At 69.5% G+C, this 20,377-nt stretch carries 18 protein-coding genes and 1 pseudogene; 4 read left to right on the forward strand and 15 right to left on the reverse strand.

Going from position 1 to position 20,377, the window contains the following annotated elements:
* A partial coding sequence (locus HMPREF0591_RS19365; RefSeq protein ID WP_007170348.1) for a PPE family protein occupies window positions 1-922 on the reverse strand: 922 nt, incomplete at its 3' end.
* A 152-nt stretch (window positions 923-1,074) separates the two neighbouring features.
* On the opposite strand from HMPREF0591_RS19365, the pseudogene HMPREF0591_RS33995 reads away from it, so the two are divergent.
* Window positions 1,075-1,737 (forward strand): annotated as a pseudogene (locus HMPREF0591_RS33995) (DUF2275 domain-containing protein); the annotation flags it as partial.
* A 135-nt stretch (window positions 1,738-1,872) separates the two neighbouring features.
* Window positions 1,873-2,430 carry an RNA polymerase sigma factor SigC gene (gene sigC, locus HMPREF0591_RS34000; protein WP_244268995.1) on the forward strand — a complete coding sequence of 186 codons (558 nt, stop codon included), beginning with the start codon at window positions 1,873-1,875 and terminating at the stop codon, window positions 2,428-2,430.
* Here sigC and HMPREF0591_RS19375 read toward each other — a convergent pair.
* The 4 genes from HMPREF0591_RS19375 to dprE2 are packed head-to-tail and all read right to left on the reverse strand — an operon-like array spanning window position 2,427 to window position 5,822.
* Complete coding sequence (locus HMPREF0591_RS19375; RefSeq protein WP_085981692.1) at window positions 2,427-3,158, reverse strand: cobalt-precorrin-6A reductase; 732 nt, start codon at window positions 3,156-3,158, stop codon at window positions 2,427-2,429. The two genes, sigC and HMPREF0591_RS19375, sit on opposite strands and share 4 nt — an antisense overlap.
* The gene (gene cobM / locus HMPREF0591_RS19380) at window positions 3,155-3,910 is read right to left on the reverse strand and encodes a precorrin-4 C(11)-methyltransferase (RefSeq protein ID WP_007170351.1); all 756 of its coding nucleotides are present in this window, start codon (window positions 3,908-3,910) and stop codon (window positions 3,155-3,157) included. Before cobM ends, HMPREF0591_RS19375 begins: the two co-directional genes overlap by 4 nt.
* Complete coding sequence (locus tag HMPREF0591_RS19385) at window positions 3,907-5,076, reverse strand: bifunctional cobalt-precorrin-7 (C(5))-methyltransferase/cobalt-precorrin-6B (C(15))-methyltransferase (protein ID WP_007170352.1); 1,170 nt, start codon at window positions 5,074-5,076, stop codon at window positions 3,907-3,909. Before HMPREF0591_RS19385 ends, cobM begins: the two co-directional genes overlap by 4 nt.
* On the reverse strand, window positions 5,073-5,822 hold the full coding sequence (gene dprE2 / locus HMPREF0591_RS19390; RefSeq protein WP_007170353.1) for a decaprenylphospho-beta-D-erythro-pentofuranosid-2-ulose 2-reductase: 750 nt from the start codon (window positions 5,820-5,822) through the stop codon (window positions 5,073-5,075). The genes HMPREF0591_RS19385 and dprE2 overlap by 4 nt, the downstream gene beginning before the upstream one ends.
* Window positions 5,823-5,857: 35 nt before the next feature.
* Here dprE2 and HMPREF0591_RS19395 point away from each other — a divergent pair, with 35 nt between their 5' ends.
* A complete protein-coding gene (locus HMPREF0591_RS19395) occupies window positions 5,858-6,271 on the forward strand; it encodes a F420-dependent biliverdin reductase (protein WP_040623142.1) in 414 nt (137 codons plus the stop codon).
* Window positions 6,272-6,617: 346 nt separating this feature from the next.
* Here HMPREF0591_RS19395 and HMPREF0591_RS31110 read toward each other — a convergent pair whose 3' ends face one another.
* The 4 genes from HMPREF0591_RS31110 to HMPREF0591_RS19420 form a co-directional block, all read right to left on the reverse strand.
* On the reverse strand, window positions 6,618-6,881 hold the full coding sequence (locus HMPREF0591_RS31110; protein ID WP_083212455.1) for a hypothetical protein: 264 nt from the start codon (window positions 6,879-6,881) through the stop codon (window positions 6,618-6,620).
* Between the two features lie 26 nt (window positions 6,882-6,907).
* Window positions 6,908-9,505 (reverse strand): WXG100-like domain-containing protein, encoded by a 2,598-nt coding sequence (locus tag HMPREF0591_RS31115; protein ID WP_007170355.1) that lies wholly within the window; start codon window positions 9,503-9,505, stop codon window positions 6,908-6,910.
* Between the two features lie 90 nt (window positions 9,506-9,595).
* A complete protein-coding gene (locus HMPREF0591_RS19415) occupies window positions 9,596-11,851 on the reverse strand; it encodes a prolyl oligopeptidase family serine peptidase (protein WP_007170356.1) in 2,256 nt (751 codons plus the stop codon).
* 34 nt (window positions 11,852-11,885) lie between these two features.
* Window positions 11,886-13,013, reverse strand: coding sequence for a M24 family metallopeptidase (locus HMPREF0591_RS19420; RefSeq protein ID WP_007170357.1), 1,128 nt, complete (start codon window positions 13,011-13,013; stop codon window positions 11,886-11,888).
* 50 nt (window positions 13,014-13,063) lie between these two features.
* Between HMPREF0591_RS19420 and HMPREF0591_RS19425 the strand changes: the two genes are divergently transcribed.
* Window positions 13,064-14,074, forward strand: a complete 1,011-nt coding sequence (locus tag HMPREF0591_RS19425) for a 5'-3' exonuclease (RefSeq protein WP_083212359.1) — start codon at window positions 13,064-13,066, stop codon at window positions 14,072-14,074.
* A 4-nt stretch (window positions 14,075-14,078) separates the two neighbouring features.
* Here HMPREF0591_RS19425 and HMPREF0591_RS19430 read toward each other — a convergent pair whose 3' ends face one another.
* From HMPREF0591_RS19430 to HMPREF0591_RS19455, 6 genes are all read right to left on the reverse strand, one after another.
* Window positions 14,079-14,855 (reverse strand): DUF4333 domain-containing protein, encoded by a 777-nt coding sequence (locus HMPREF0591_RS19430; protein WP_007170359.1) that lies wholly within the window; start codon window positions 14,853-14,855, stop codon window positions 14,079-14,081.
* Window positions 14,856-14,932: 77 nt separating this feature from the next.
* Complete coding sequence (locus HMPREF0591_RS19435) at window positions 14,933-17,713, reverse strand: DEAD/DEAH box helicase (protein WP_040623397.1); 2,781 nt, start codon at window positions 17,711-17,713, stop codon at window positions 14,933-14,935.
* A gap of 87 nt (window positions 17,714-17,800) precedes the next feature.
* Window positions 17,801-18,769 (reverse strand): twin-arginine translocase subunit TatC, encoded by a 969-nt coding sequence (gene tatC / locus HMPREF0591_RS19440; RefSeq protein ID WP_007170361.1) that lies wholly within the window; start codon window positions 18,767-18,769, stop codon window positions 17,801-17,803.
* A 42-nt stretch (window positions 18,770-18,811) separates the two neighbouring features.
* The gene (tatA, locus tag HMPREF0591_RS19445; protein WP_007170362.1) at window positions 18,812-19,114 is read right to left on the reverse strand and encodes a Sec-independent protein translocase subunit TatA; all 303 of its coding nucleotides are present in this window, start codon (window positions 19,112-19,114) and stop codon (window positions 18,812-18,814) included.
* A 72-nt stretch (window positions 19,115-19,186) separates the two neighbouring features.
* Window positions 19,187-20,158: a helix-turn-helix transcriptional regulator gene (locus tag HMPREF0591_RS19450; RefSeq protein ID WP_007170363.1), complete on the reverse strand. Its 972-nt coding sequence runs from the start codon at window positions 20,156-20,158 to the stop codon at window positions 19,187-19,189.
* The coding region (locus HMPREF0591_RS19455) for a WCX domain-containing protein (RefSeq protein WP_007170364.1) at window positions 20,155-20,377 on the reverse strand (223 nt) is incomplete at its 5' end. The genes HMPREF0591_RS19455 and HMPREF0591_RS19450, both read right to left, overlap by 4 nt.

Here is a 20,377-nt window from a genome sequence, read left to right on the forward strand (position 1 = left end):
CCGCGGTGATCGCCGCCGCCGCCCCGCCTGCCGCCGCGGCGCCCAGCGTGGAAACGACCATCGGTGCGAGCACCACGGCCATCTGGATGGCGGCCTGCATGAAGGGCCAGAAGATCATCAGCGTGTGGAAAATCGCCCAGCCGAGCGCGCTGGAGAGGGCCGGCGAGAACCCCAGTTGGCCGAAGAAGGAGGCCAGCCCGTTGACGAACGGCACCGGCGGGAACGGCCAACCTCCGGGGTTGAGGTCTTTGGAAACCGGCCAGGCGAAATTCTTCGTGTACTGCTGTAGCCACGCCGTGAGCTGGTCCTGCCAGGACGGATAGGTCTGCGCCGCTTGCTGCTGGGTGTCGGCATGCAACGTGGCGACGCTCGCCTCCGCGCCCGGGGTGACGATCGCGGGCGCCGGCGTGGTGGCGGGCACCGCCGCGAGAGCGGATTCGGCCGTCACCTGATAGGAGGTCATCGTCGTGGCGGCCTGCACCCACATGCGCGCGTAGTCGGCCTCGTTGACCGCGATCGGAATGGTGTTGACGCCAAAGAAATTCGTCGCCACCAGCGCCGCGTGGACCGCATGATTCGCGGCGAGCTCCGGCATGGTCGGCATGGCGGCAAGCGCCGCGGTGTAAGCGCCCGCCGCCGTCTCGTGCAGCGCGGCCGCGGTCGCACTCTTCGCGGAGCTCTCCAGCAGCCAGGCCAGATACGGGGCATGGGCTGCGACGTACTGCTCGGCGGTGGGCCCCTCCCACGCACCGCCCTGCACGGCGCCCAGGAGCCCGCCGAGTTCGTCTGCGGCCTCGGCGTATTGGCCGCTCATCGACGACCACGTCGCGGCGGCCGCCAACAGCGGTCCGGGACCCGGGCCGCTGCTCAGCAGGGTCGAGTGCACTTCGGGAGGGAAGGCGATCCAGATCGGGGCCGTCATCGTCGGGGACCTTCGGGCACGAACACGAATACCTCTTCGGTGAATGTCGGGGCTGCGGACGTCCAGTGGTCGGTTTGCGGGAGGGTTTAGTTCCCGGCGTTTGATTTCGCATGCTCTTTGCACCCGGACCGGGCATGCGCAACGATGCAGGGATGCGGTGCGACGCGGCGCGTGAGGCGCTTTCGGCTCGATTGGACGGCGAACGTCCCCAGCTGCTCGCGCAGCAGGTCGATGCGCATCTCGAATCGTGCCGGCGTTGCCGCTCCTGGCTGATCGGCGCCGCGGCCCAGACCCGCCGGCTGGCCACGGTCGAGCCGGGCGACGGACCCGACCTGGTCGCGAAGATCATGGCGAGCATCGGCGAAGAGTCGTCCGGGCGCCGGCGCCGGATGCGCTGGCTGCGCTCGCACTACCGGCGGTGGGGGCTGATCGCCGTCGGGGTCTTCCAGGTGGCGATTGCCGCCGCGCAGATCAGCGGCGTCAATTTCGGGATGGTGTCGAGCCACATGCACGGCGCGATGTCCGGGGAGCACCTGATGCACGAGTCCACCGCCTGGTTGCTGGCGCTGGGTCTGGCGATGGTTGCAGCGGGCGTCTGGCCCATCACGGCCATTGGGGTGGCGGCGATTACGGGCGTGTACTCGGTCGCGCTGTTCGGTTACGTGGCCGTCGACGCCTTCGCCGGCGACGTCACCGCCACCCGCATCGCCAGCCACATGCCCTTGCTGTTGGGCGTCGCGTTCGCGTTGCTGGTGGCCCGCGAACGGGTGCGGTCGGACAGGGCCGGCTCGTCCGATGCGGCGGACGACCCGGCCTGGCCGGCCGAATCCCCCGCTGCGCGGCGCCGCGGTCACCTCTGGCCCATCAACCGATCGGCCGCCGACCCCGTCGCGACCACTACGACAGGCCGTCGTAGACTCAGTCAGCCCGCGAGACAAAGGTGGTTCGCCATGATCGCGTCAAGCGATGACGAGGCCGTGACCGAACTCGCATTGGCCGCGGCGCGTGGGAACGACCGCGCGCTCGAGGCGTTCATCAAGGCCACCCAGCAAGACGTGTGGCGGTTTGTCACGTACCTGTCGGACGCGGGCAGCGCCGACGACCTGACCCAAGAGACCTTCCTGCGCGCGATCGGCGCCATCGAACGGTTCTCCGGGCGCTCGAGCGCCCGGACCTGGTTGCTTTCCATCGCGCGCCGCGTGGTGGCCGATCACATCCGCCACGTGCAGTCGCGTCCGCGCGCCGCCCTGGGCGCCGACCCGGAGCACGTCCTTCGCGGCGACCGCCACGCCCGCGGATTCGAAGACCTCGTCGAGGTGACGACGATGATCGCGAGCCTGACCCCCGAACAACGGGAAGCGTTGTTGCTCACGCAATTGCTGGGGCTGCCCTACGCCGACGCCGCGGCGGTCTGCGGCTGCCCGGTGGGCACCATCCGGTCCCGCGTCGCCCGCGCCCGTGACGCGCTGCTGGCCGCCGACGCTGAGCGCGGCGACCTGACCGGCTAGTTCTCTTGGCGGTATAGCCATTCGACGGCCTCGTCCACGCTGCCCACCGACGTCACCGCGGCCGGCAGCGGCGGCCGCGCCACCATCAGCACCGGAATGCTTAGCGCCGCAGCGGCGTCCAGCTTCGCCCGCGTCAGCTCACCGCCGCTGTTCTTGGTGACGAGGGCGTCGATCCGATGTTCCCGCAGCAGCGCCAGCTCGCCGTCGTAGCGATACGGGCCGCGGGATAGCACCACCCGGTGGTGACGCGGCAATGCGGCCGCGTCGGGGCGGGTGACCGCCCGGATCAGGAACCACGCATCGCTGTCCGCGAACGCCTTCGTCCCCGACCGTCCGGTGGTGAGAAAGACCCGCGAAAACCCCTGCTCCGCAACTATTTCCGCCGCCTTGCTATCCGATTCGACGACGATGGCCGAGCCCGGATCCCACGCCGGACGGGCCAGCACCAGGTGCGGAATCCCGAGCTCGCCGCAGACCTGCGCGGCGTGCGCCGTCATGGTCGCCGCGAACGGGTGAGTGGCGTCGATGACGGCGCCGATGTTTTCCTCCAACAGCCAGCGTCGCAACCCGTCGACGCCGCCGAAGCCGCCGACCCGTACGGGGCCTACCGGCAGCGCGGGGTCGGGCACGCGGCCCGCAAGCGAACTGACGATGTCGACGCGCGGGTGTAAGGCTTGCGCCAGCGCGCGCCCTTCGGCCGTGCCGCCGAGCAGCAGCACCCGCATCAGTGCCTGCTCCCCCGGGCGCGCCCGGTCGAATAGAGGTAGCTGTCGGTGAATCCCTCCGCGGCCAGCACGTCGCCGACGACGATCACCGCCGTCTTGTTGACGCCGGCCCGGTGCATCTGCGCGGCGATGTCGGCGAGCGTCCCGCGCAGCACCACCTGTTGCGGCCAGCTCGCGAAAGCCACCACCGCAGCCGGTGTTTCGGGCCGATAGCCGCCCTCGAGCAGTTGCGGCACGATGGCGTCGACCTGGGCGGCGGCGAGGTGCAGGACCAGCGTGGCGCCGGAACGCGCGAGGGTGGCGAGGTCCTCCCCCGGGGGCATCGCCGTCGACAGGGTGGCGACCCGGGTGAGCGTAACGGTCTGCGCCACGCCGGGAACGGTGAGCTCGCGCTTGAGCGCCGCCGCCGCGGCGGCGAAAGACGGGACGCCGGGCACGATTTCGTAGTCGATGCCCAGCGCGTCGAGCCGGCGGCACTGCTCGGCCAGCGCGCTGTAGAGCGACGGGTCACCGGAGTGCAGCCGCGCCACGTCGTGGCCGGCGGCGGCGGCGTCGGCCAGTTCGGCGATGATCTGCTCGAGCGTGAGCGGGCCGGTGTCAACGACTTTGGCGCCGGGCGGACACAGCGCCAGCAGGTCGTCGGGCATGATCGATCCGGCGTAGAGGCAGACGGGACAACTCTCGAGGAGCCGCTGGCCGCGAACCGTGATCAGGTCGGCGGCGCCCGGGCCTGCGCCGATGAAATACACCGTCATTTCGTCATCACCCACTGGGTGACCGGCATCTGCGGGCGCCATCCGGTGAAGCCGCCGAGCGGCTCGCCGTGATAGTGCTGGAAGCGCCGCAGCTGACCCCCGAGGCGCGAATGTGACTGTGCGAGAGCGGATTCGGATTCGGCGGTGACGGCGTTGACGACGAGGCGACCGCGGGTCGGCAAGTGCTCGAGGCACGCGTCGAGAAGGCCGGGTTGGGTGAGGCCGCCGCCGATGAAGATCGCCGACGGCGAGTCGAGGCCGTCGAACCCGTCCGGGGCGTCGCAGCGCACGTCGATGTCGGCGCCGAAGGCCGCGGCGTTGAGCCCGATGTTGTGGCGGCGCCGTTCGTCGCGCTCGAATGCGACCGCGGTGCAACCGGCCCAGCTCAAACACCATTCGACGCTGATGCTGCCCGAGCCCGCGCCGACGTCCCACAGCCGCTCACCCGGGCGCGGGGCCAACGCCGCCAGCGTCACCGCCCGGATTCCGTGCTTGGTGATCTGCCCGTCGTGGGCGAAGGCGTCGTCGGGCAGCGGCGACAGCCGGTCGTCGGGCAGGTACCGCAGGGCGATGACGTTGAGGTCGTCGACATTCGGCGGCGCTTCGGCCCACTGGCGGGCCGTGCCGTCGCGGCGGAGCTCGGTGGGGCCGCCGAGGTTCTCCAAAATGGTCATCGCGGAGTCGCCGCGGCCGTGCGCGGTCAGCAGCGCGGCGAGTTCGTGTGGCGTGAGCCGGCTCTTCGACAGCACGATCGCCTGGCCGCCGCGGCGCACCGCGGTGTGCGGCGGCGCGGTGACCAGGCTGATCACCTCGGTCTCTTGGGCGTTCCAGCCCATCCGCGCGCACGCCAGCGTCACCGAGGAGACGTGCGGCAGCACCCGGACGTGGTCGGGTCCGTACAGGCGGATCAGCGTGCCCCCGATGCCGTGCAGGAGCGGGTCGCCGCTGGCCACCACGTGGACGTCGTCGGTGTGGCGGTCTCGCAGGGTTTGCAGGGCGGGCAGCATCGGCGAGGGCCACTGCCGCCGGGGCGCGGCCACGGTGTCGTCGAGTAGGTCGAGCTGTCTCTTGGACCCGTAAATGACGCTGGCCCTTTGCAATTCGTCACGCGATGTTGCGGCGAGACCGGCCATTCCGTCGGCCCCGATGCCTACCACGATGATCATCGCGGCATCCGGCGCCAGACGGACTGCGGCAACACCCGCATGACGGCGGCGGCGGGCCCGAGCGCCCACGGGATCCACACGGTGCGTCGGCCCTTCGCCAGCGCACGCGCGGTCGCCTTGGCCACCTGGGCGGGCGTGCTGGACAGCGGCGCGGGGTCCATGCCTTGGGTCATGCGTCCGACCACGAAACCCGGGCGCGCGATCAGGAGTTTGACGCCGGTGCCGTGCAGGGCGTCGGCCAGCCCGCTCGCGAAGCCGTCCAGGCCCGCCTTGGCCGAGCCGTAGACGTAGTTGGCGCGACGCACCCGTGCACCGGCGATCGAGGAGAAGACCACCAGCCGGCCGTTGTCCGCCTCGCGCATGGCGGCCGCCAGGTGGGTGAGCATGCTGACCTGTGCGACGTAGTCGGTGTGCACGACGGCCACCGCGTGCGCCGCGTCGGTCTCGGCGCGGGATTGGTCGCCGAGGATCCCGAAGGCCAGCACCGCCGTGGCGATGGGCCCGTGATCGGCGACGACCGCGTCGACCAGCGGGCCGTGGGATGCGAGGTCGTCGGCGTCGAATTCCCTGGTGTGCACCGCGGTGGCGCCGGCGGCTGTCAGCGCGGCGACCTGCTCGTCGAGGTGGTCGGCCTTGCGCGCGGCCAGCACCACGGTCGCCCCGGGTGCCAGCAGCCGCGCCAGCTCGATGCCGATCTCGCTGCGCCCGCCCAGGATGAGGACTGGTCCCGCGCCCGTGTCGTCCACGGCTGCGATTATTACCTGCGCTAGCGTGTGCGGTGATGGCGAATACCACTACCCGGCTCACCGACGATGCGCTGGCGTTTCTGTCCGAACGGCATCTGGCCATGCTGACCACGCTGCGAGCCGACAATTCGCCGCATGTGGTGGCGGTGGGTTTCACCTTCGACCCGAAGACGCACATCGCGCGCGTCATCACCACCGGCGGTTCGCAGAAGGCGGTGAACGCCGACCGCGGCGGGGTGGCGGTGCTCAGCCAGGTCGATGGCGCGCGGTGGTTGTCGCTGGAGGGCAGTTCCAAGGTGAACAGCGACGCGGACGCCGTCCGCGACGCCGAACTCCGCTACGCGCAGCGCTATCGGACCCCGCGACCGAACCCGCGGCGGGTGGTCATCGAGGTGCGGGTGGAGCGGGTGCTGGGGTCGTCGGGCTTGCTGGACCGGGGCGAGCAGTAACACCGCTGGGGTTCGCCGACCCACGACGACCAGTCGACTCGGCCCCCGTGCGGCCACAACTTAGCTATGGTTCGCTTCAGCCGTCGTTCCTCCGGGGGTCAAATTAGTACCGGAGATGTCATCCCAAAACTTGGGTGACACTTTTTCTACTCGATCTTCCGGAGCAACAGCGTTTACCTTGTGTTCGAATTCATCAAAAGCTCCTCCCAGCCTCCGCCAGCTCCTCTTCCGTCGGCGGAGTCACACCGGCTTCTTCTGGGGCAGAGAAAAGCTTTCGCGCGATTTTCCTCATGACGCCGTACCCTTTCTCCTGGCCCCTGGCGCTCAATTCAGTTGCCTCACGCCGTCATACAGGCGTTCCTCGGTTACTGCCCGGCTTCTGTAGTAGTAGGTCGTCGTGCTCACGTCTCCGGCATGCTTCAGCGAAGTCAAGAGCATCGGCCGAATCGCGCAAAAAGTGGTGATATTGATTCGGAGTCAACTTATAATATTCCTCGTAATCCACGACACCATTGCTGACCGGTATAGATACGTAGTAGCGCCCGGACGTCGATTCGACGCCAATTGAATACCTATCTTCACGCGAGAAGTATGTATCATCGAACTTCATTTCAGCCTCCCTTCAGTGGGTCTCATCTAGTTAAATAAATCCATGACATCATAATCCTCCGGCGGTATCCTTCCACCATCCACGACAGCCTCAGACGCGCCGTCCGGCAGAAAACCCCCGGGAATCCACTGCTCATTTGCGCCGGCCTCATTACCGGATGGGATCCGTATATCGAATTCATGCGGATTCGGGATTTCGATTCTCACAACTTTATTCGAGTCAAGAAATCCCTCAGGCAGCCCAAGGTGATCCTCAATCATCCGCAGGTCACCATTCGCCGCCTCGAGCATGGCATCGGCTTCGTGCTTGGGCATTACGAAAGATGTTCCATCTCGCTGAGCGATGCCATATTTATCAAGATTGCTCTGCGGCATAAACCGGGTAGCCCCGTCGCTGAACTTCTCTAAATGCTTCTTGATGTATTCGGGCGACAGGTATTCGGATGGATTCGGACGGCTACCCTTCGGCATTGCGATGATTTCGTCTCGCTTCTCCGCGCTCAATCCATCCGAAGGATCGTCTCCGTTGGCAGGAATCTCACCATCCGCGTTCCCGTCCGGCGTGTCGTGGTGCGAATGTGGCTTATCGTGCTCATCCGGCTTCCCGTCGCGTGAGCCATCGGAATCCCCATCATGCGGCGACTTCTCATGCGGGTGCCCATCATGAGGCAGGCCGTCGTTAGGCCCGTGCACGCCACCGCCACTCGGTGCTGGCATCTCGGCCGGGTGACCGCTCGGGGGCGAGAAATGTGGTGCCGCGGGCGAAGGTGCACCAGGTGCGGACGGCGCTGGCTGCGGTGAATGCACGGCGGCAGGTGCCGGTGGTTCAACAGGAGACCGCGCGGGCGACATCGGAAGCTGCGTCGGCGAATGATCAACCAGCCGCGGCGTCGCCGCCACCATGCGCTCGCCGGCCGCGGCGGGCGCGGCCGCAACGGGCGACGCGGCTGTAGGCGGCATCGGCTCTCGCGGACCGCCTCCAGGTGTCGGTTCATGCGGGCCAGTTGTGGGTTCGGACGCTGGTGCCTCACCGACTGGCCCCGGTGGCTCGTGCGGCGCACCCGGTGCAGCTGTGTGTGGTCCTGGTGTCGCCTCGACGGGCGCCTCGAGTGGCTTGCCGGACGGTAGACCGACAGGAGTACCGCCGGCGGGCGGAGCTTTGATTTCCGGCAGATCACCGGTGGCGCCTTCGAGGTTCTTGGTCACGTCGCCGCCGGCTTTGGTGATGTCGGTCAGCGCGCCGCGCGCTCCCGCCGCGCCTTCCCCACCGGCACGCCCAGCAGCCCCACCCGCGGCCTGCGCCTCTTCCTCCGCGCCACGCACGGCGACGCCCGCACCATCGGCCGCCGCGCCCGCCTCACCAAGGCCCGGGACGATCAGCGTGAAGCCCTCGAATGCGGCTTCACCGGCGCCTAATCCCGGCCGATCCCTAGTCCAATCCTTGGCGTGCACAAAGCCTTTCAGCTCCTGCAGCCTCGCTTCCGAAAATTCTTCGGGATTGACCGCGGCATTGATCAAACTTTCTTTCCAGGCGTTTTTCACCACGCCCGTCCAGGTGGCGGCCGCACCCTGGGGATCGGTAGCGATCCAGTGCGGGCTCAGGTCGACGAGGCCCAGCCCGATGCCGACCGCACCTTTGAGGACACCCGCATAGCCATTGATCCATGTGTCGGCGACGGTGGCGACGGGGTTACCGACGTCGTCTCCCAGGAATTGGACGAGCCCGCGGCGCGCGTACTTCTCGCATGTGACGACCGCGCGATCGGCCTCTTGTGCGAGGAACCTGATCGCCTCCTCGCAGGCCCTGGCTTCCTGCCCAAGGTGCTGCAGCACCGCGTTGATGTCCTTGACGATCTGTTTGATCTCATCCCAGGCGTCACCGTCGACGATGAGCATGACGTCGTGACCAAGGTCGCCCAGGGACTCGATCCGACTCAACAGATCCCGGATCGCGGTTTGGGCGTGGTCCACCCTATTCGCGAACCTGTCGACGGTGCGGGCCAGTGAGTCGCACAGCCCGCCGATAACGCCTGTCGACGAGCCGATTTGGCTCAAAGCGTTGTCGATCTTCTCGCCTTCAGGAATGTGTTGGCTGTCGAACAGCGCCTTCGATGCGTCGAGAGTTCCCTTCACACCCTTGGCCGCCGCCCCGAAGGCACGCCAACGAGATGCAGCCGCACGCAGACCCGCCACATCGCCATCGGGCCATGCCTCGAGGACGAACGATTGCACGAGCGACCACAGCGGTGGGGGCGGCTGGCCGGGCCCCCACGTCCCCGGCGGCCCCGGCGCGGCAAGTTCGGCCGGCGGGGACGGTGGCTCTAACGCTGCGCTTCCGCCGCCCAGCGTCGAAGCTGCCTCGGCGTGGGAGTAGTTCGACGCGCCTTGCTGGATGACCGCCCCGCTTTTGCGGCAAGCGTTCACGGCGGCGGCGGCCGCCTTCAGCACCGACTCGGCCTTGTCCTGATACGTCAAGCCGAACACCTCGCCGGCCCGGTCAACACCGGTGTGCGCGGAAAAGCCGGCCGTCAATATCGACAGATTCGCCGCCAGACCCTCGCCGGCGGCCTGCACCGCGCTACCCGCGGCGAACATCGCCTCGGGGTCGACAGCCAACGGAGCCACGCGCGAAATTCTGGTCGAGACCGCGCGCGGACGCTATTCACCCAATGATGGCCTTGCCCAAGCTAGCGGCGACCCCGAAGCGGCCACAACTCATGCATCCACAGCCCGCGCGCCCAGAGTGATGCGGTGCCGTCCCGCCGGCACCGCCAAGGTCGGTCCGGCCGGCTCGCCGTCGAGGCCCACGCCGACGCCCGCCGGCAGCCCACTCAGCGTGATCCGCGCGGCGGTGTCCGTGGCCACCGTGATGGTCGCCGCCGGCAGCGCGGCCAATCCGGCCCGCTGGACATCGACCGTGATCGCTGCGACGCCGGTCAGCCGCAGCGTCAGATACGGCAGCGGACCGACGGGCGGGCCGACCCGCCAGTCCAGTTCGCTGTACACGCCCGGGGTCGGGTCGAAGTTCAGGATGACCCCGCGATGATGCCGAACGGTATGCGTCGGGTCCGGCCGCGCATAGGAACGCGCGTCGACTTCGGCGATGGCGCCGCGCCGCGCCGTGACCGCGGGGTCCGCGGCCAGGCCCGACAACCACCACACCCGATGCGGCCCGATCCGCAGGTCGTCGCGCACCAGTTGCGGGTGCCACGCGAACGTGATGTGTCCCGGATCTGCTTGCCGCAAGCCGGTTTCCATGTGGGCGATCGGGTCTTCGAACTTGTCCTGCAACACCCAGGCGATGTGGTCCTCGAACGGATACACGGTGAACCGGTGCCGGTAGCCCAGCCGGTCGAGTTCGAGCACCTGCTCGGCGGCCGACGGGAAGGGCACCAGCTCGTCAAGCAAGCCGTGCGCGATGACGTAGGGCAGCCAGCGGGCGTTCACCAGCAGCTTCCACGTGTCGCCCTCGCGGGCGCAGGGCGAGTCCGGGTCGAGGTCGGCCGGGATGTCGACGTCGGGCAGCAGCCGCACGCCGCACGTCGGCGGGCCGGCCAGCACAACCGCCTGCGAAAACACCTGCGGGTAGGTCAGTCCCAGCTTGTAGGCCGCATAACCGCCCATCGAGTAGCCGGAGATCACCGTGCGGTTGGGATCGGTGCCCAGTTGCTCGGCGACGCGCGCCCACACCTCCCAGACGTCGAGTTCCCCGGTGTCGAAATACCACGTCGACGGCCCTCGGGCCAGCGGCGTGATCACCACCGAGTCGCGAACCTCGCACACCTGGTGCAGCAGGCGGGGGTCGATCGCGGCAAACTGGCTCTGCCCCAATGCAAGCGAATGCAGCAGCAGGGTCAACGGCAGTGCCCGGCCCGGCCTGAACGTCGACGGCAGGCACACCGAATAGGGCTGCACCCGGCCGAGGAACTGCGGCTTAGTGCTCAAGATGTCGTCGGCGGCCACGCCCTGGCCGAGTTCGATCGAGGACACATACCAGCGCGTCGACGGGCCGGTGACCACCGGCTCCGGTTCGATTTCGCCGCCCGCCAGCCGATCCCACGCCACGGTCGCGGCGAACCTCGACACGTCGCCGGCGGTCAAGGCCTCGGCCTGCGCGGCGTCCGACCAGAAGTTCAGGTGCGGCGGCTCCTGCGCGTGGGTGCGGAACGCGACGTTGTAGACGTTGGGTTGCCCGGGCAGGGCGCCGTGCTCGGCGGGCACGTCGGCGAACCCGTCGCCCGCCGCGTTGGCCAGCCCCGCCGCCAGCCGCACCGTCCAGCTGCCGGCCGGCTCCAGCAGGTTCCGCGGCACCTGCGCGATGAACGTGCGCGACCCCATGTCGACGCTGTGCTGTACCGGCGTCGTGGACCCCGTGGTGAGGTCGATCAGCGCGGCGCCACTGCCCGAAATCAGCACGGCCGCGTCGATACCGGCCGAGCGCACCCCCGCCGCGGCGGGCCATTGCTCCGGTGCGGTCCGGGCGGGATCGGTGTCGAGGGCGAACAACGCGATCGGGACCGACGCGTCCAGCAGGGTGTTCCAGTCGATCCGCCACCACGTGTGGGTCGCGGTGAGCCCGATCGCGACGCGGAAGATGTCGGCGCCGTTGCGGGCCGCGGGACCGTCGGGGTAGACGTAGGTGCCGCGCGGCGGCGCCTGCACTTTCAGGTCGCCGACGGGCAGGCCCGTCGCGCCGTGGTCGTCGTACAGGAAGTCGGTCCAAAACAGCGCACCGCCGGCGATGCGGCCCGCGCCGCAGGTGCGTGGAAAGTCCTCGCCGAAGGGCCATCCCGACGGGACCGGAAGCCGCGGCTCGGGGCGCAGCGCGGCCGGCGGCACGCCCTCGGGCATCCCGCCGTCGACCACGAGCTCGGCGGGCGGCGCGGGTGCCGGGGCGGCGGGATGCGCCAGCGTGCCGGCGATGTGACGTGCGATGCGAATCGGAAGGAGAGTCAGATCCAGAAGTGACATCACGCCCAACGTACGCGCCGACGGGCCGGGGAGGCTATGCCACCGGCACGACGATCAGCTCGTGCGGCCGGTTGTTGACGGCCAGGGCGCCGTCCTCGGTCACGACGACGATGTCCTCGATGCGGGCGCCCCACCGGCCCGGGACGTAGATGCCCGGCTCGATGGAAAAGGCCATACCGGCGGTCAGCTTCAGGTCATTGCCCGCGACGATGTAAGGCTCCTCGTGTACCGACAGCCCGATGCCGTGGCCGGTGCGGTGCACGAAGTACTCCCCAAGTTCGGCGGCGGCCAGCACGTCGCGGGCTGCGGCGTCCACCTGCTCGGCCGTCACGCCCGGGCGCACCACCTCGACGGCCGCCCGCTGTGCCCGCTGCAGCACCGAATACTGCTGCGCCACTTCGAGATCCGGTTCGCCGATGCTGTAGGTGCGGGTCGAATCCGAGTGGTAGCCGGGCTCATAGGCGCCGCCGATGTCGACGACGACGATGTCACCGACCTGCAGTTCACGATCCGAATATCCGTGGTGCGGGTCGGCAGCGTGCGGCCCGGAGCCCACGATGATGAAGGCCACCTCCGAATGGCCCTCGGCCACAATCGCTTCGGCGATGTCGGCGGCCACGTCGGCCTCCGTCCGGCCCGGGGCCAGAAACTCCGGCACCCGGGCATGCACGCGATCGATCGCCGCCCCGGCCTTGCGCAGGGCGTCGACCTCACATTCCTCTTTTACCATCCGCAGGGCGCGCATCACCCCGGTGGCCAGCACGGGCAGCACCCCGAGCACACCGGCAAGCGGCAAAAGGTGCAGCGCCGGCATGGAATCCGTGACGGCGGTCGACGCGGGCGCCCCGCCCAGCGCGGCGGCCACCACCTCGTACGGGTCGTCCCCGTCGACCCAATCCCGCACCGCCAGACCCAGTTCGGCAATGGCCGATCCCTTGAGCGAGGCCAGCTCCAGCCGCGGGACCACCACCGTCGGGTCACCGGAGGCCGGCAACACCAGCGCGGTGAACCGCTCGAGCGTCTGGGCGCGCGACCCGACGAGGTAGCGCAGGTCGTAGCCCGGGGTGATGACCAGGGCGTCGAGCCCGGCGTCACCGGTCGCGGCCGCCGCGGCCCTGAGCCGGCGGGCGTAGACCCCGGTGTCGAACCGATGAGATTCCATGGCAGCCAGGCTAACCCGGCCGGCGCTCGGTGGCGTGAGACTATACCGGCATGACCAGACCCTCAGCTAGCAGCGGCGACCCGCAGCGCCCGGCTTCGCCGCGCTCGCGATCGCCTCTTGCGCTGCTCGACGGGGCCAGCATGTGGTTCCGGTCGTATTTCGGGGTGCCGTCCTCGATCACCGCGCCCGACGGCCGGCCCGTCAACGCCGTGCGCGGATTCATCGACTCGCTGGCCGTGGTGATCAACCAGCAACGCCCGAGCCGGCTGGTGGTCTGCCTGGACCTGGACTGGCGCCCGCAGTTCCGGGTGGACCTCGTCCCGTCCTACAAGGCGCATCGCGTCGCGGAAGCCGAGCCCGCGGGCGAACCGGACGTCGAAGAGGTCCCCGACGACCTCACGCCGCAGATCGACATGATCATGGAGCTGCTGGACGCCTTCGGGATCCCGACCGCGGGCGCCGAAGGTTTCGAGGCCGACGATGTGCTCGGCACGCTGGCCGCCCGCGAGCGCCGCGACCCGGTGGTGGTGGTCAGCGGGGACCGCGACCTGCTGCAGGTGGTCGCCGACGATCCGGTACCGGTCAGGGTGCTCTACCTGGGACGTGGGCTGGCCAAAGCCACCCTGTTCGGCCCGGCGGAGGTCGCCGACCATTACGGCGTGCCGCAGCATCGGGCCGGTCCCGCCTACGCCGAGTTCGCGCTGATGCGCGGTGACCCGTCCGATGGCCTGCCGGGCGTTCCGGGCGTCGGCGAGAAGACCGCGGCGGCGCTGCTGGCCCAGCACGGGTCGCTGGAACACATCCTGGCGGCCGCCCGCGACCCGAAATCGAAGATGGCCAAGGGCCTGCGCTCGAAACTGCTGGGCGCGACCGACTACATCGAGGCCGCCGGCCAGGTGGTGCGGGTGGCCACCGACGCGCCCGTCAGCCTGTCGACACCGACCGACGCGCTACCGCTGGCGGCCGGCGATCCGCAACGCACCGCCAAGCTGGCGACCAAACTGGGCGTCGGGTCCTCGATAGCCCGCTTGCAGAAAGCGCTCGACGCGCTGCCGGCATAGCCGGCTACTGCGGGCGGCCGACCTCGTACGTGCCCTTGTTGTCCTGGAAGGTCACCGTCACGTGCTTGGGGGCACCGTCGATGCTGACGTCGCAGTCGAACGTGGCGCCCTTCTTGACCGTCGGATTCTGGCCGTGGTTGCACTTGACGTTCTGGACGTTCTTCGCGCCGTAGCCGTTGGTCTCGTCGGACAGCACCTGCTGCACACCGGCCTGCGCCTTATTGACGTCCAGCTTGGTGGTGACGAAGAACCCGGGCTGCCAGAAACCGAGCACCAGCACGACCGCGATGAGCAGCAAGGCGATCGCACCGCCGACGCCGGCGATCAGCCCGACCGGCCGCTTCTTGGCCGGTTGCTGGTCGTAGGGCGGGTACTGCTGCGGGTACTGGCCCGGCTGACCGTATTGACCCGGCTGGCCATACTGGCCCGGCTGAGCGTACTGCCCCGGCTGACCGTATTGACCCGGCTGAGCGTATTGCCCCGGCTGGGCGTACTGACCCGGCTGGCCATACTGCCCCGGCTGGGCGTACTGCCCCGGCTGGGCGTACTGGCCGGGTTGCCCGTAGCCCGGCTGCTGCGGGTATTGCTGCGGGTACGCCTGTTCGGCCGGCTGTTGGTACTGGGGGTACTCGGCGGGCGGGGTGTAGGCCGGGGCCTGCCACGTCGCCTCCTGACCGGGCTGCTGCTGCCAGGGCGACCCGACCTGTGTCGGTTCGGCGGACTGATCGCTACCTTGGCCGGGCGGTTGCCACTGCTGTTCCGGTCCTTGCGGTCCGCTCATCGTCTCTCCTCAGCCCCTTGTCTCGGCACGAACTATCGGCGTTGTGGTTGTTGGATCTACGGTAGCTTCGGCTCAGCCTACCCGGCGTCAACAGCGACGACGCCGCGCCGAACGTCATTGATGGCACGTTTGGCGGTGGCCCGCAGCTCCGCGTCCGGGGCGGCGTTGCGGACCTGGTCCAACAGGTCGAGCACCTGTCGGCACCAGCGCACGAAATCGCCGGCCAACAGCGGCGACCCGGTGCCGACCGGGTCGACGGCCGCCAGCGCCGCGGAGAGGTCCCCCGATTTGGCCCAGCGATAGATGACGTTGACGAAGCCGTCGTCGGGTTCGCGACTGGGCGCGATCCGGTGCGTCTGCTCGTCGGCGCGCAGCGCGTACGACAGTCGCGACGTTTGCTGCAGGGCCTGCCGCACGCGCTGGGTGGGCGCCTCGGCGGCGAACGCCCCCCGGGGGCCTTCGCCACCACCCCTGGTCTCGTAGAGCACCGCCGAGACCACCGCCGCCAGCTCGGCCGGCTTCAGGTCGGCCCACGCACCGGTGCGCAGACATTCGGCGACCAGCAGGTCGCTCTCGCTGTAGATGCGGGCCAGCAACCGGCCGTCGTCGGTTACGCGGGGATCGGTGTCCGGGCCTTGGATGAAGCCACGCTCGGTGAGCAGGCCCACGATTCGGTCGAACGTCCGCGCCAGCGAGTTGGTCGCGGCGGCGACCTTCTTCTCCAGTTGCGCATTGTCGCGTTCGATGCGCAGGTAGCGCTCCGCCTGCCGGACCAGGGACTCCAGGCCGGCGCTGTTGTGCGACGGGTGCCGGCGCAGCTCCTCCCGCAACGACGCCAGCTCCGGGTCCTGGTATGCGCCGTCGTGGTCGCCGCGGCCTGCGCGGCGCCTGGCCGGAATGTCAAGCCCGGCGGCCGCCGACCGCAGGGCCGACGCCAGGTCGCGCCGCACCCTCGGCTGGCGGTGCTCGACCCGCTTGGGCAACGGCATCGACCCGACCGCGGCCGACGCACCGGAGTAGTCGGCGGTCGAAATCCGCCCGGCCCAACGGTTTTCGGTGAGTACCAGCGGCCGGGGGTCTTCACCGTCACGGGCGGATTCCAGCACCACGGCCAGGCCGCCGCGCCGGCCGTGCGTGATGTTGATGATGTCACCCCGTCGCAGCGCGGCCAGCGCGTCGCTGGCCGCCTGCCGCCGCTGCAGCCGCGACGCGCGCGACTGCGCGCGTTCCAGCTCCGAGATCCGGGCCCGCATCCGGGCGTAGTCGAGGATCGGCGCCCGCGGGCCGCCCAGCTCCGCGGCGATCTCGGCGAGCATCGCCTTGCCACGCTCGATGCCGCGGACCAGCCCGACCACGGAGCGGTCGGCCTGGTACTGCGCGAACGACTGCTCCAGCAGCCGGTGCGCCTGCTCGGGGCCCATCTGTTGGACCAGGTTGATCGTCATGTTGTAGGACGGCGCGAACGAGCTGCGCAGCGGGAAGGTGCGGGTGGAGGCCAGGCCCGCGACCGCCGACGGCTCGGTGGTCTCCTCGGCGGGATTCCACAGGACCACCGCGTGCCCCTCGACGTCGATGCCGCGCCTGCCCGCGCGCCCGGTCAGCTGCGTGTACTCCCCCGGCGTCAGCGGCACATGCTGCTCGCCGTTGAACTTCACCAGCCGTTCCAACACCACCGTGCGAGCGGGCATGTTGATGCCCAGCGCCAGCGTCTCGGTGGCGAACACCGCCTTGACCAGGCCGGCGGTGAACAGCTCCTCGACGGTGTGCCGGAAGACCGGCAGCATGCCGGCGTGGTGCGCGGCCAGACCGCGCAGCAACCCCTCGCGCCACTCGTAGTAGCCGAGCACCGCCAGGTCCGCGTCGGCAAGGTCGCCGCAACGGTGGTCGATGACCTCGGCGATCTGCGCCCGCTCCTCCTCGGTGGTCAACCGCAGCGGCGAGCGCAGGCACTGCTGGACGGCGGCGTCGCACCCCGCGCGGGAGAAGACGAAGGTGATCGCCGGGAGCAGACCCTCGGAGTCCAGGGTCGCGATCACGTCCGCGCGCCCGGGCGGACGGTAGAAGCGCGGCCGGCCGGGACCGCCGCGGCCGGCGCCACGCCCGCGGCGCGGCTGCCAGTCCGACATCCGGTCCGCCTCGCGGCGGTGCGCGATGTGGCGCGCCAGGTCCGGGCTCACGCGTGCCTCCCGGCCGGCGCCGGGCTGCCCGCCCGGCTCGGTGCTCCGGTAGTCGAACAGGTCGAAAAGCCGCTTGCCCACCAACACGTGCTGCCACAACGGCACCGGCCGGTGCTCGTCGACCACCACGGTCGTATCGCCCCGCACCGTCTGGATCCAGCCGCCGAACTCCTCGGCGTTGCTCACCGTCGCCGACAGGCTGACCACCCGCACCTCGTCGGGCAGGTGCAGGATCACTTCCTCCCACACCGGGCCGCGCATCCGGTCGGCCAAAAAATGCACCTCGTCCATCACTACATACGAAAGCCCTTGCAGTGCGGGCGAATCCGCGTAGAGCATGTTGCGTAGCACCTCGGTGGTCATCACCACCACGGGCGCGTCGGCGTTCACCGACATGTCACCGGTCAGCAGGCCGATCCGGTCGCGGCCGTAGCGCGCCGTCAGGTCGGTGTGCTTCTGGTTGCTCAGCGCCTTGAGCGGCGTGGTGTAGAAGCACTTGCCGGCGGCAGCCAGCGCCAGGTGCACGGCGAATTCACCCACCACCGTCTTGCCGGCGCCGGTCGGCGCGCAGACCAGCACGCCGTGGCCCCGTTCCAGCGCCGCGCACGCCCGCTGCTGGAAACCGTCGAGCGCGAAGGGTAATTCGGCGGTGAACCGGGTCAGCTCGGCCAGTTCGGTCACCTCGTCGCCCCGGTGCGCGAGGGTCCGCAAATGCACATCGGATACGGCGTGTCGCTGTACAAACACGGTCGCTCGCGGGATGAGGACTTAGGTGACATCGTCATGCTGGCCGACGGTGAACGACGGCGCTCGCACCGGCTCGTGCAGCGGCGCGGGCCGTTCGATGACCGACGCCTCGTCGTCGGGTATCGCTGCCTGGGCTTCGCGCTTGGCCTTGCGCCGGTCGTGCAGTCGGGCGATCTGGATGGCGAACTCGAGGAGCACCGACAGCGCCACCCCCAGGGCGGTCATCGAGAACGGGTCGGATCCCGGGGTGAAGACGGCCGCGAACACGAACATCGCGAAGATCAGGCCGCGGCGCCAGGACCTGAGCCGCTCGTAGGGCAGCACGCCGGTCATGTTGAGCATGACGATCAGCAGCGGGAACTCGAAGCTGACCCCGAACACCACCAGCAGGTTGATCAGGAAGCCGAAATACCGGTCCCCGGACAGGGCGGTCACCTGCACGTCGCTGCCGACGGTCAGCAGAAAGCCCAACGCCTTGGACAGCACGAAGTACGCCAGCACCGCACCCGCCACGAACAGGACCGCGGCCGGGACCACGAACCCGACCGCGAATCGGCGCTCCTTCTGGTACAGCCCGGGCGTGATGAACGCCCACAGCTCGTAGAACCACACCGGACAGGCCAGCACGACCCCGGCGGTCAGCCCGACCTTGAGCCGCAGCATGAACTGGTCGAACGGCGCCGTGGCCAACAGCCGGCATTGTCCGTCGGCGCTGATGCTGGCCCGCGCGGACTGGGGCAGCGCGCAATAGGGGTGGCGCAGCCAGTCGCCGAGGCTTTCCAGCCCGAAGATCGAATGCGAGTACCAGACGAACCCGAAGATCGTGGTGATCAGGATGGCCGCCAGTGAGAGCAGCAACCGGGTGCGCAGCTCGGTCAGGTGGTCGACGAGCGACATCGTCGCGTCGGGATTGGTGCGGCTGCGCCGATTACGCGGATTGAGGCGCCTCAGCACGCCGGCAGTGCGCGCTGAGACCTTGAATACCTTCACGACGCTCGTTCAGTGGCGCTCGGGCACCGCGACGACGGCGGGCTAAGCCGGGCGTGCTTCAGAGTGCCCCTGCTCGCTGGCCGCCGGAGCGTCGACCCGCTGCGACTGCACGGGAGTGGGGTTCGCCGCGGAGGGGGCGCTGTTCGACGCGGAGTTGGTGTCCAACGCGGACTGCTCCGCCTTGTTCTCGCCCTTGTTCTCACTCTGCATTTCGCGCAGCTCGGACTTGAAGATGCGCATCGACTTGCCCAACGAACGTGCTGCATCGGGGAGCTTCTTGGCACCGAAGAGCAGGATCACCACCACAGCGAGGATCGCCCAGTGCCACGGACTAAGACTGCCCACTTTGATTACCTCCAGACGTCTACCCGATGCTACCGCAGCGCGGCGATCCGCCGGGCCGCCCGCGCCGTGGCCTCAAGGGGTGAGGGCCTCGTAGGACTCGCACGCCGCGGCCGCGGCATCCCTGACACGTTTTGCGAGCGACTCCGGTTCGAGGACGCGCACCGCCGACCCAAAGCCGAGCACCAGGCGCGTCATCCAGTCCTCGGAGGCATACGTCATCACGGCGTCGCAGGATCCGTCCGGCAACTCCCGGACCTCGCGCATCGGGTAGTACTCGAACATCCAGGACGCTGTGGGCGCGACCCGCAACCGGGCCGACGGCAGCGCCGGATCACCGTCGAACAGCGAAGTGTCCGGCGGCGCCTGGACGGCGAGTTCGGGCGGGGCGGCGGACTCGTCCAGTTCGGTGGCATCGACGATCCGGTCGAAGCGGAACAGCCGCACCCCTTCGGCCTCGCGCGACCAGGCCTCCAGGTAGCTGTGGCCCCCGATCAGCAGGACGCGGATGGGGTCGACGACCCGGCTGGTCATGGTGTCGTGCGACGCCGAGTAATAGTCGATGGCCAGCGCGTGTTTGTGCTGCACCGCCGCGCGCACGGCCGCCGCGGCGGGACTCTCCGCGGGCGGGGCTTCATCGACCGCCGTCACCGCGCCGGTGGCTTCATGCCCGGCCGCGCCGGCCGCGGCCTCGATCTTGGCGATCGCGCTGCGCGCCGCCTCGGGGTCGACCACGCCGGGGATGTCGGCGAGCGCCCGCAGCGCCACGAGCAGACCGGTGGCCTCCGGGGAGGTGAGCTTGAGCGGCCGGTCGATGCCCGCCGAGAAGGTCACCTCGATGGTGTCGCCGGCGAACTGGAAATCGATCAGGTCGCCCGGGTAGTAGCCGGGCAGGCCGCACATCCACAGCTGGTTGAGGTCCTCCTCCAGCTGCTTGGCCGATACCCCCAGGTCGGCGGCCGCCTTGGCCCGCGTGACCCGCGGGTTGGCCTGGAAATACGGCACCATGTTGAGCAGCCGGACCAGGCGGGTCGACACGGATGTCATCGCGGCCCCCCTTCGCCCACGTGCGCGCGCAGCCGCGCCAGCACGTCCTCGCGCAGCGCCTGCGGCTCGAGGACGACGGCGTCGGCCCCGTAACCGGCGATGTCGCGCGCGAGCCGGTCGCTGAATCCGATGTCGACTTCGAGCACCTCGCCGTCGCGGCCGCCCAGTTGGCGCGCGCCGGCGGATCTCCCGGCGCGCCGCAGCGCGGTGGCCCGCCCG

The sequence above is a fragment of the Mycobacterium parascrofulaceum ATCC BAA-614 genome, from assembly GCF_000164135.1.
GTDB lineage: Bacteria > Actinomycetota > Actinomycetes > Mycobacteriales > Mycobacteriaceae > Mycobacterium > Mycobacterium parascrofulaceum.

Bases quoted from the DNA above. Each gene is read 5' to 3' on its own strand.
- HMPREF0591_RS19430 (WP_007170359.1), bottom strand. From the start codon at position 14,855: ATGAGCGGACCGCAAGGACCGGAACAGCAGTGGCAACCGCCCGGCCAA.
- HMPREF0591_RS19385 (WP_007170352.1), bottom strand. From the start codon at position 5,076: ATGATCATCGTGGTAGGCATCGGGGCCGACGGAATGGCCGGTCTCGCC.
- sigC (WP_244268995.1), top strand. From the start codon at position 1,873: ATGATCGCGTCAAGCGATGACGAGGCCGTGACCGAACTCGCATTGGCC.
- HMPREF0591_RS31110 (WP_083212455.1), bottom strand. From the start codon at position 6,881: ATGAAGTTCGATGATACATACTTCTCGCGTGAAGATAGGTATTCAATT.
- HMPREF0591_RS19450 (WP_007170363.1), bottom strand. From the start codon at position 20,158: ATGACATCCGTGTCGACCCGCCTGGTCCGGCTGCTCAACATGGTGCCG.
- cobM (WP_007170351.1), bottom strand. From the start codon at position 3,910: ATGACGGTGTATTTCATCGGCGCAGGCCCGGGCGCCGCCGACCTGATC.
- HMPREF0591_RS19425 (WP_083212359.1), top strand. From the start codon at position 13,064: ATGACCAGACCCTCAGCTAGCAGCGGCGACCCGCAGCGCCCGGCTTCG.
- HMPREF0591_RS19415 (WP_007170356.1), bottom strand. From the start codon at position 11,851: ATGTCACTTCTGGATCTGACTCTCCTTCCGATTCGCATCGCACGTCAC.
- HMPREF0591_RS19420 (WP_007170357.1), bottom strand. From the start codon at position 13,013: ATGGAATCTCATCGGTTCGACACCGGGGTCTACGCCCGCCGGCTCAGG.
- HMPREF0591_RS19395 (WP_040623142.1), top strand. From the start codon at position 5,858: ATGGCGAATACCACTACCCGGCTCACCGACGATGCGCTGGCGTTTCTG.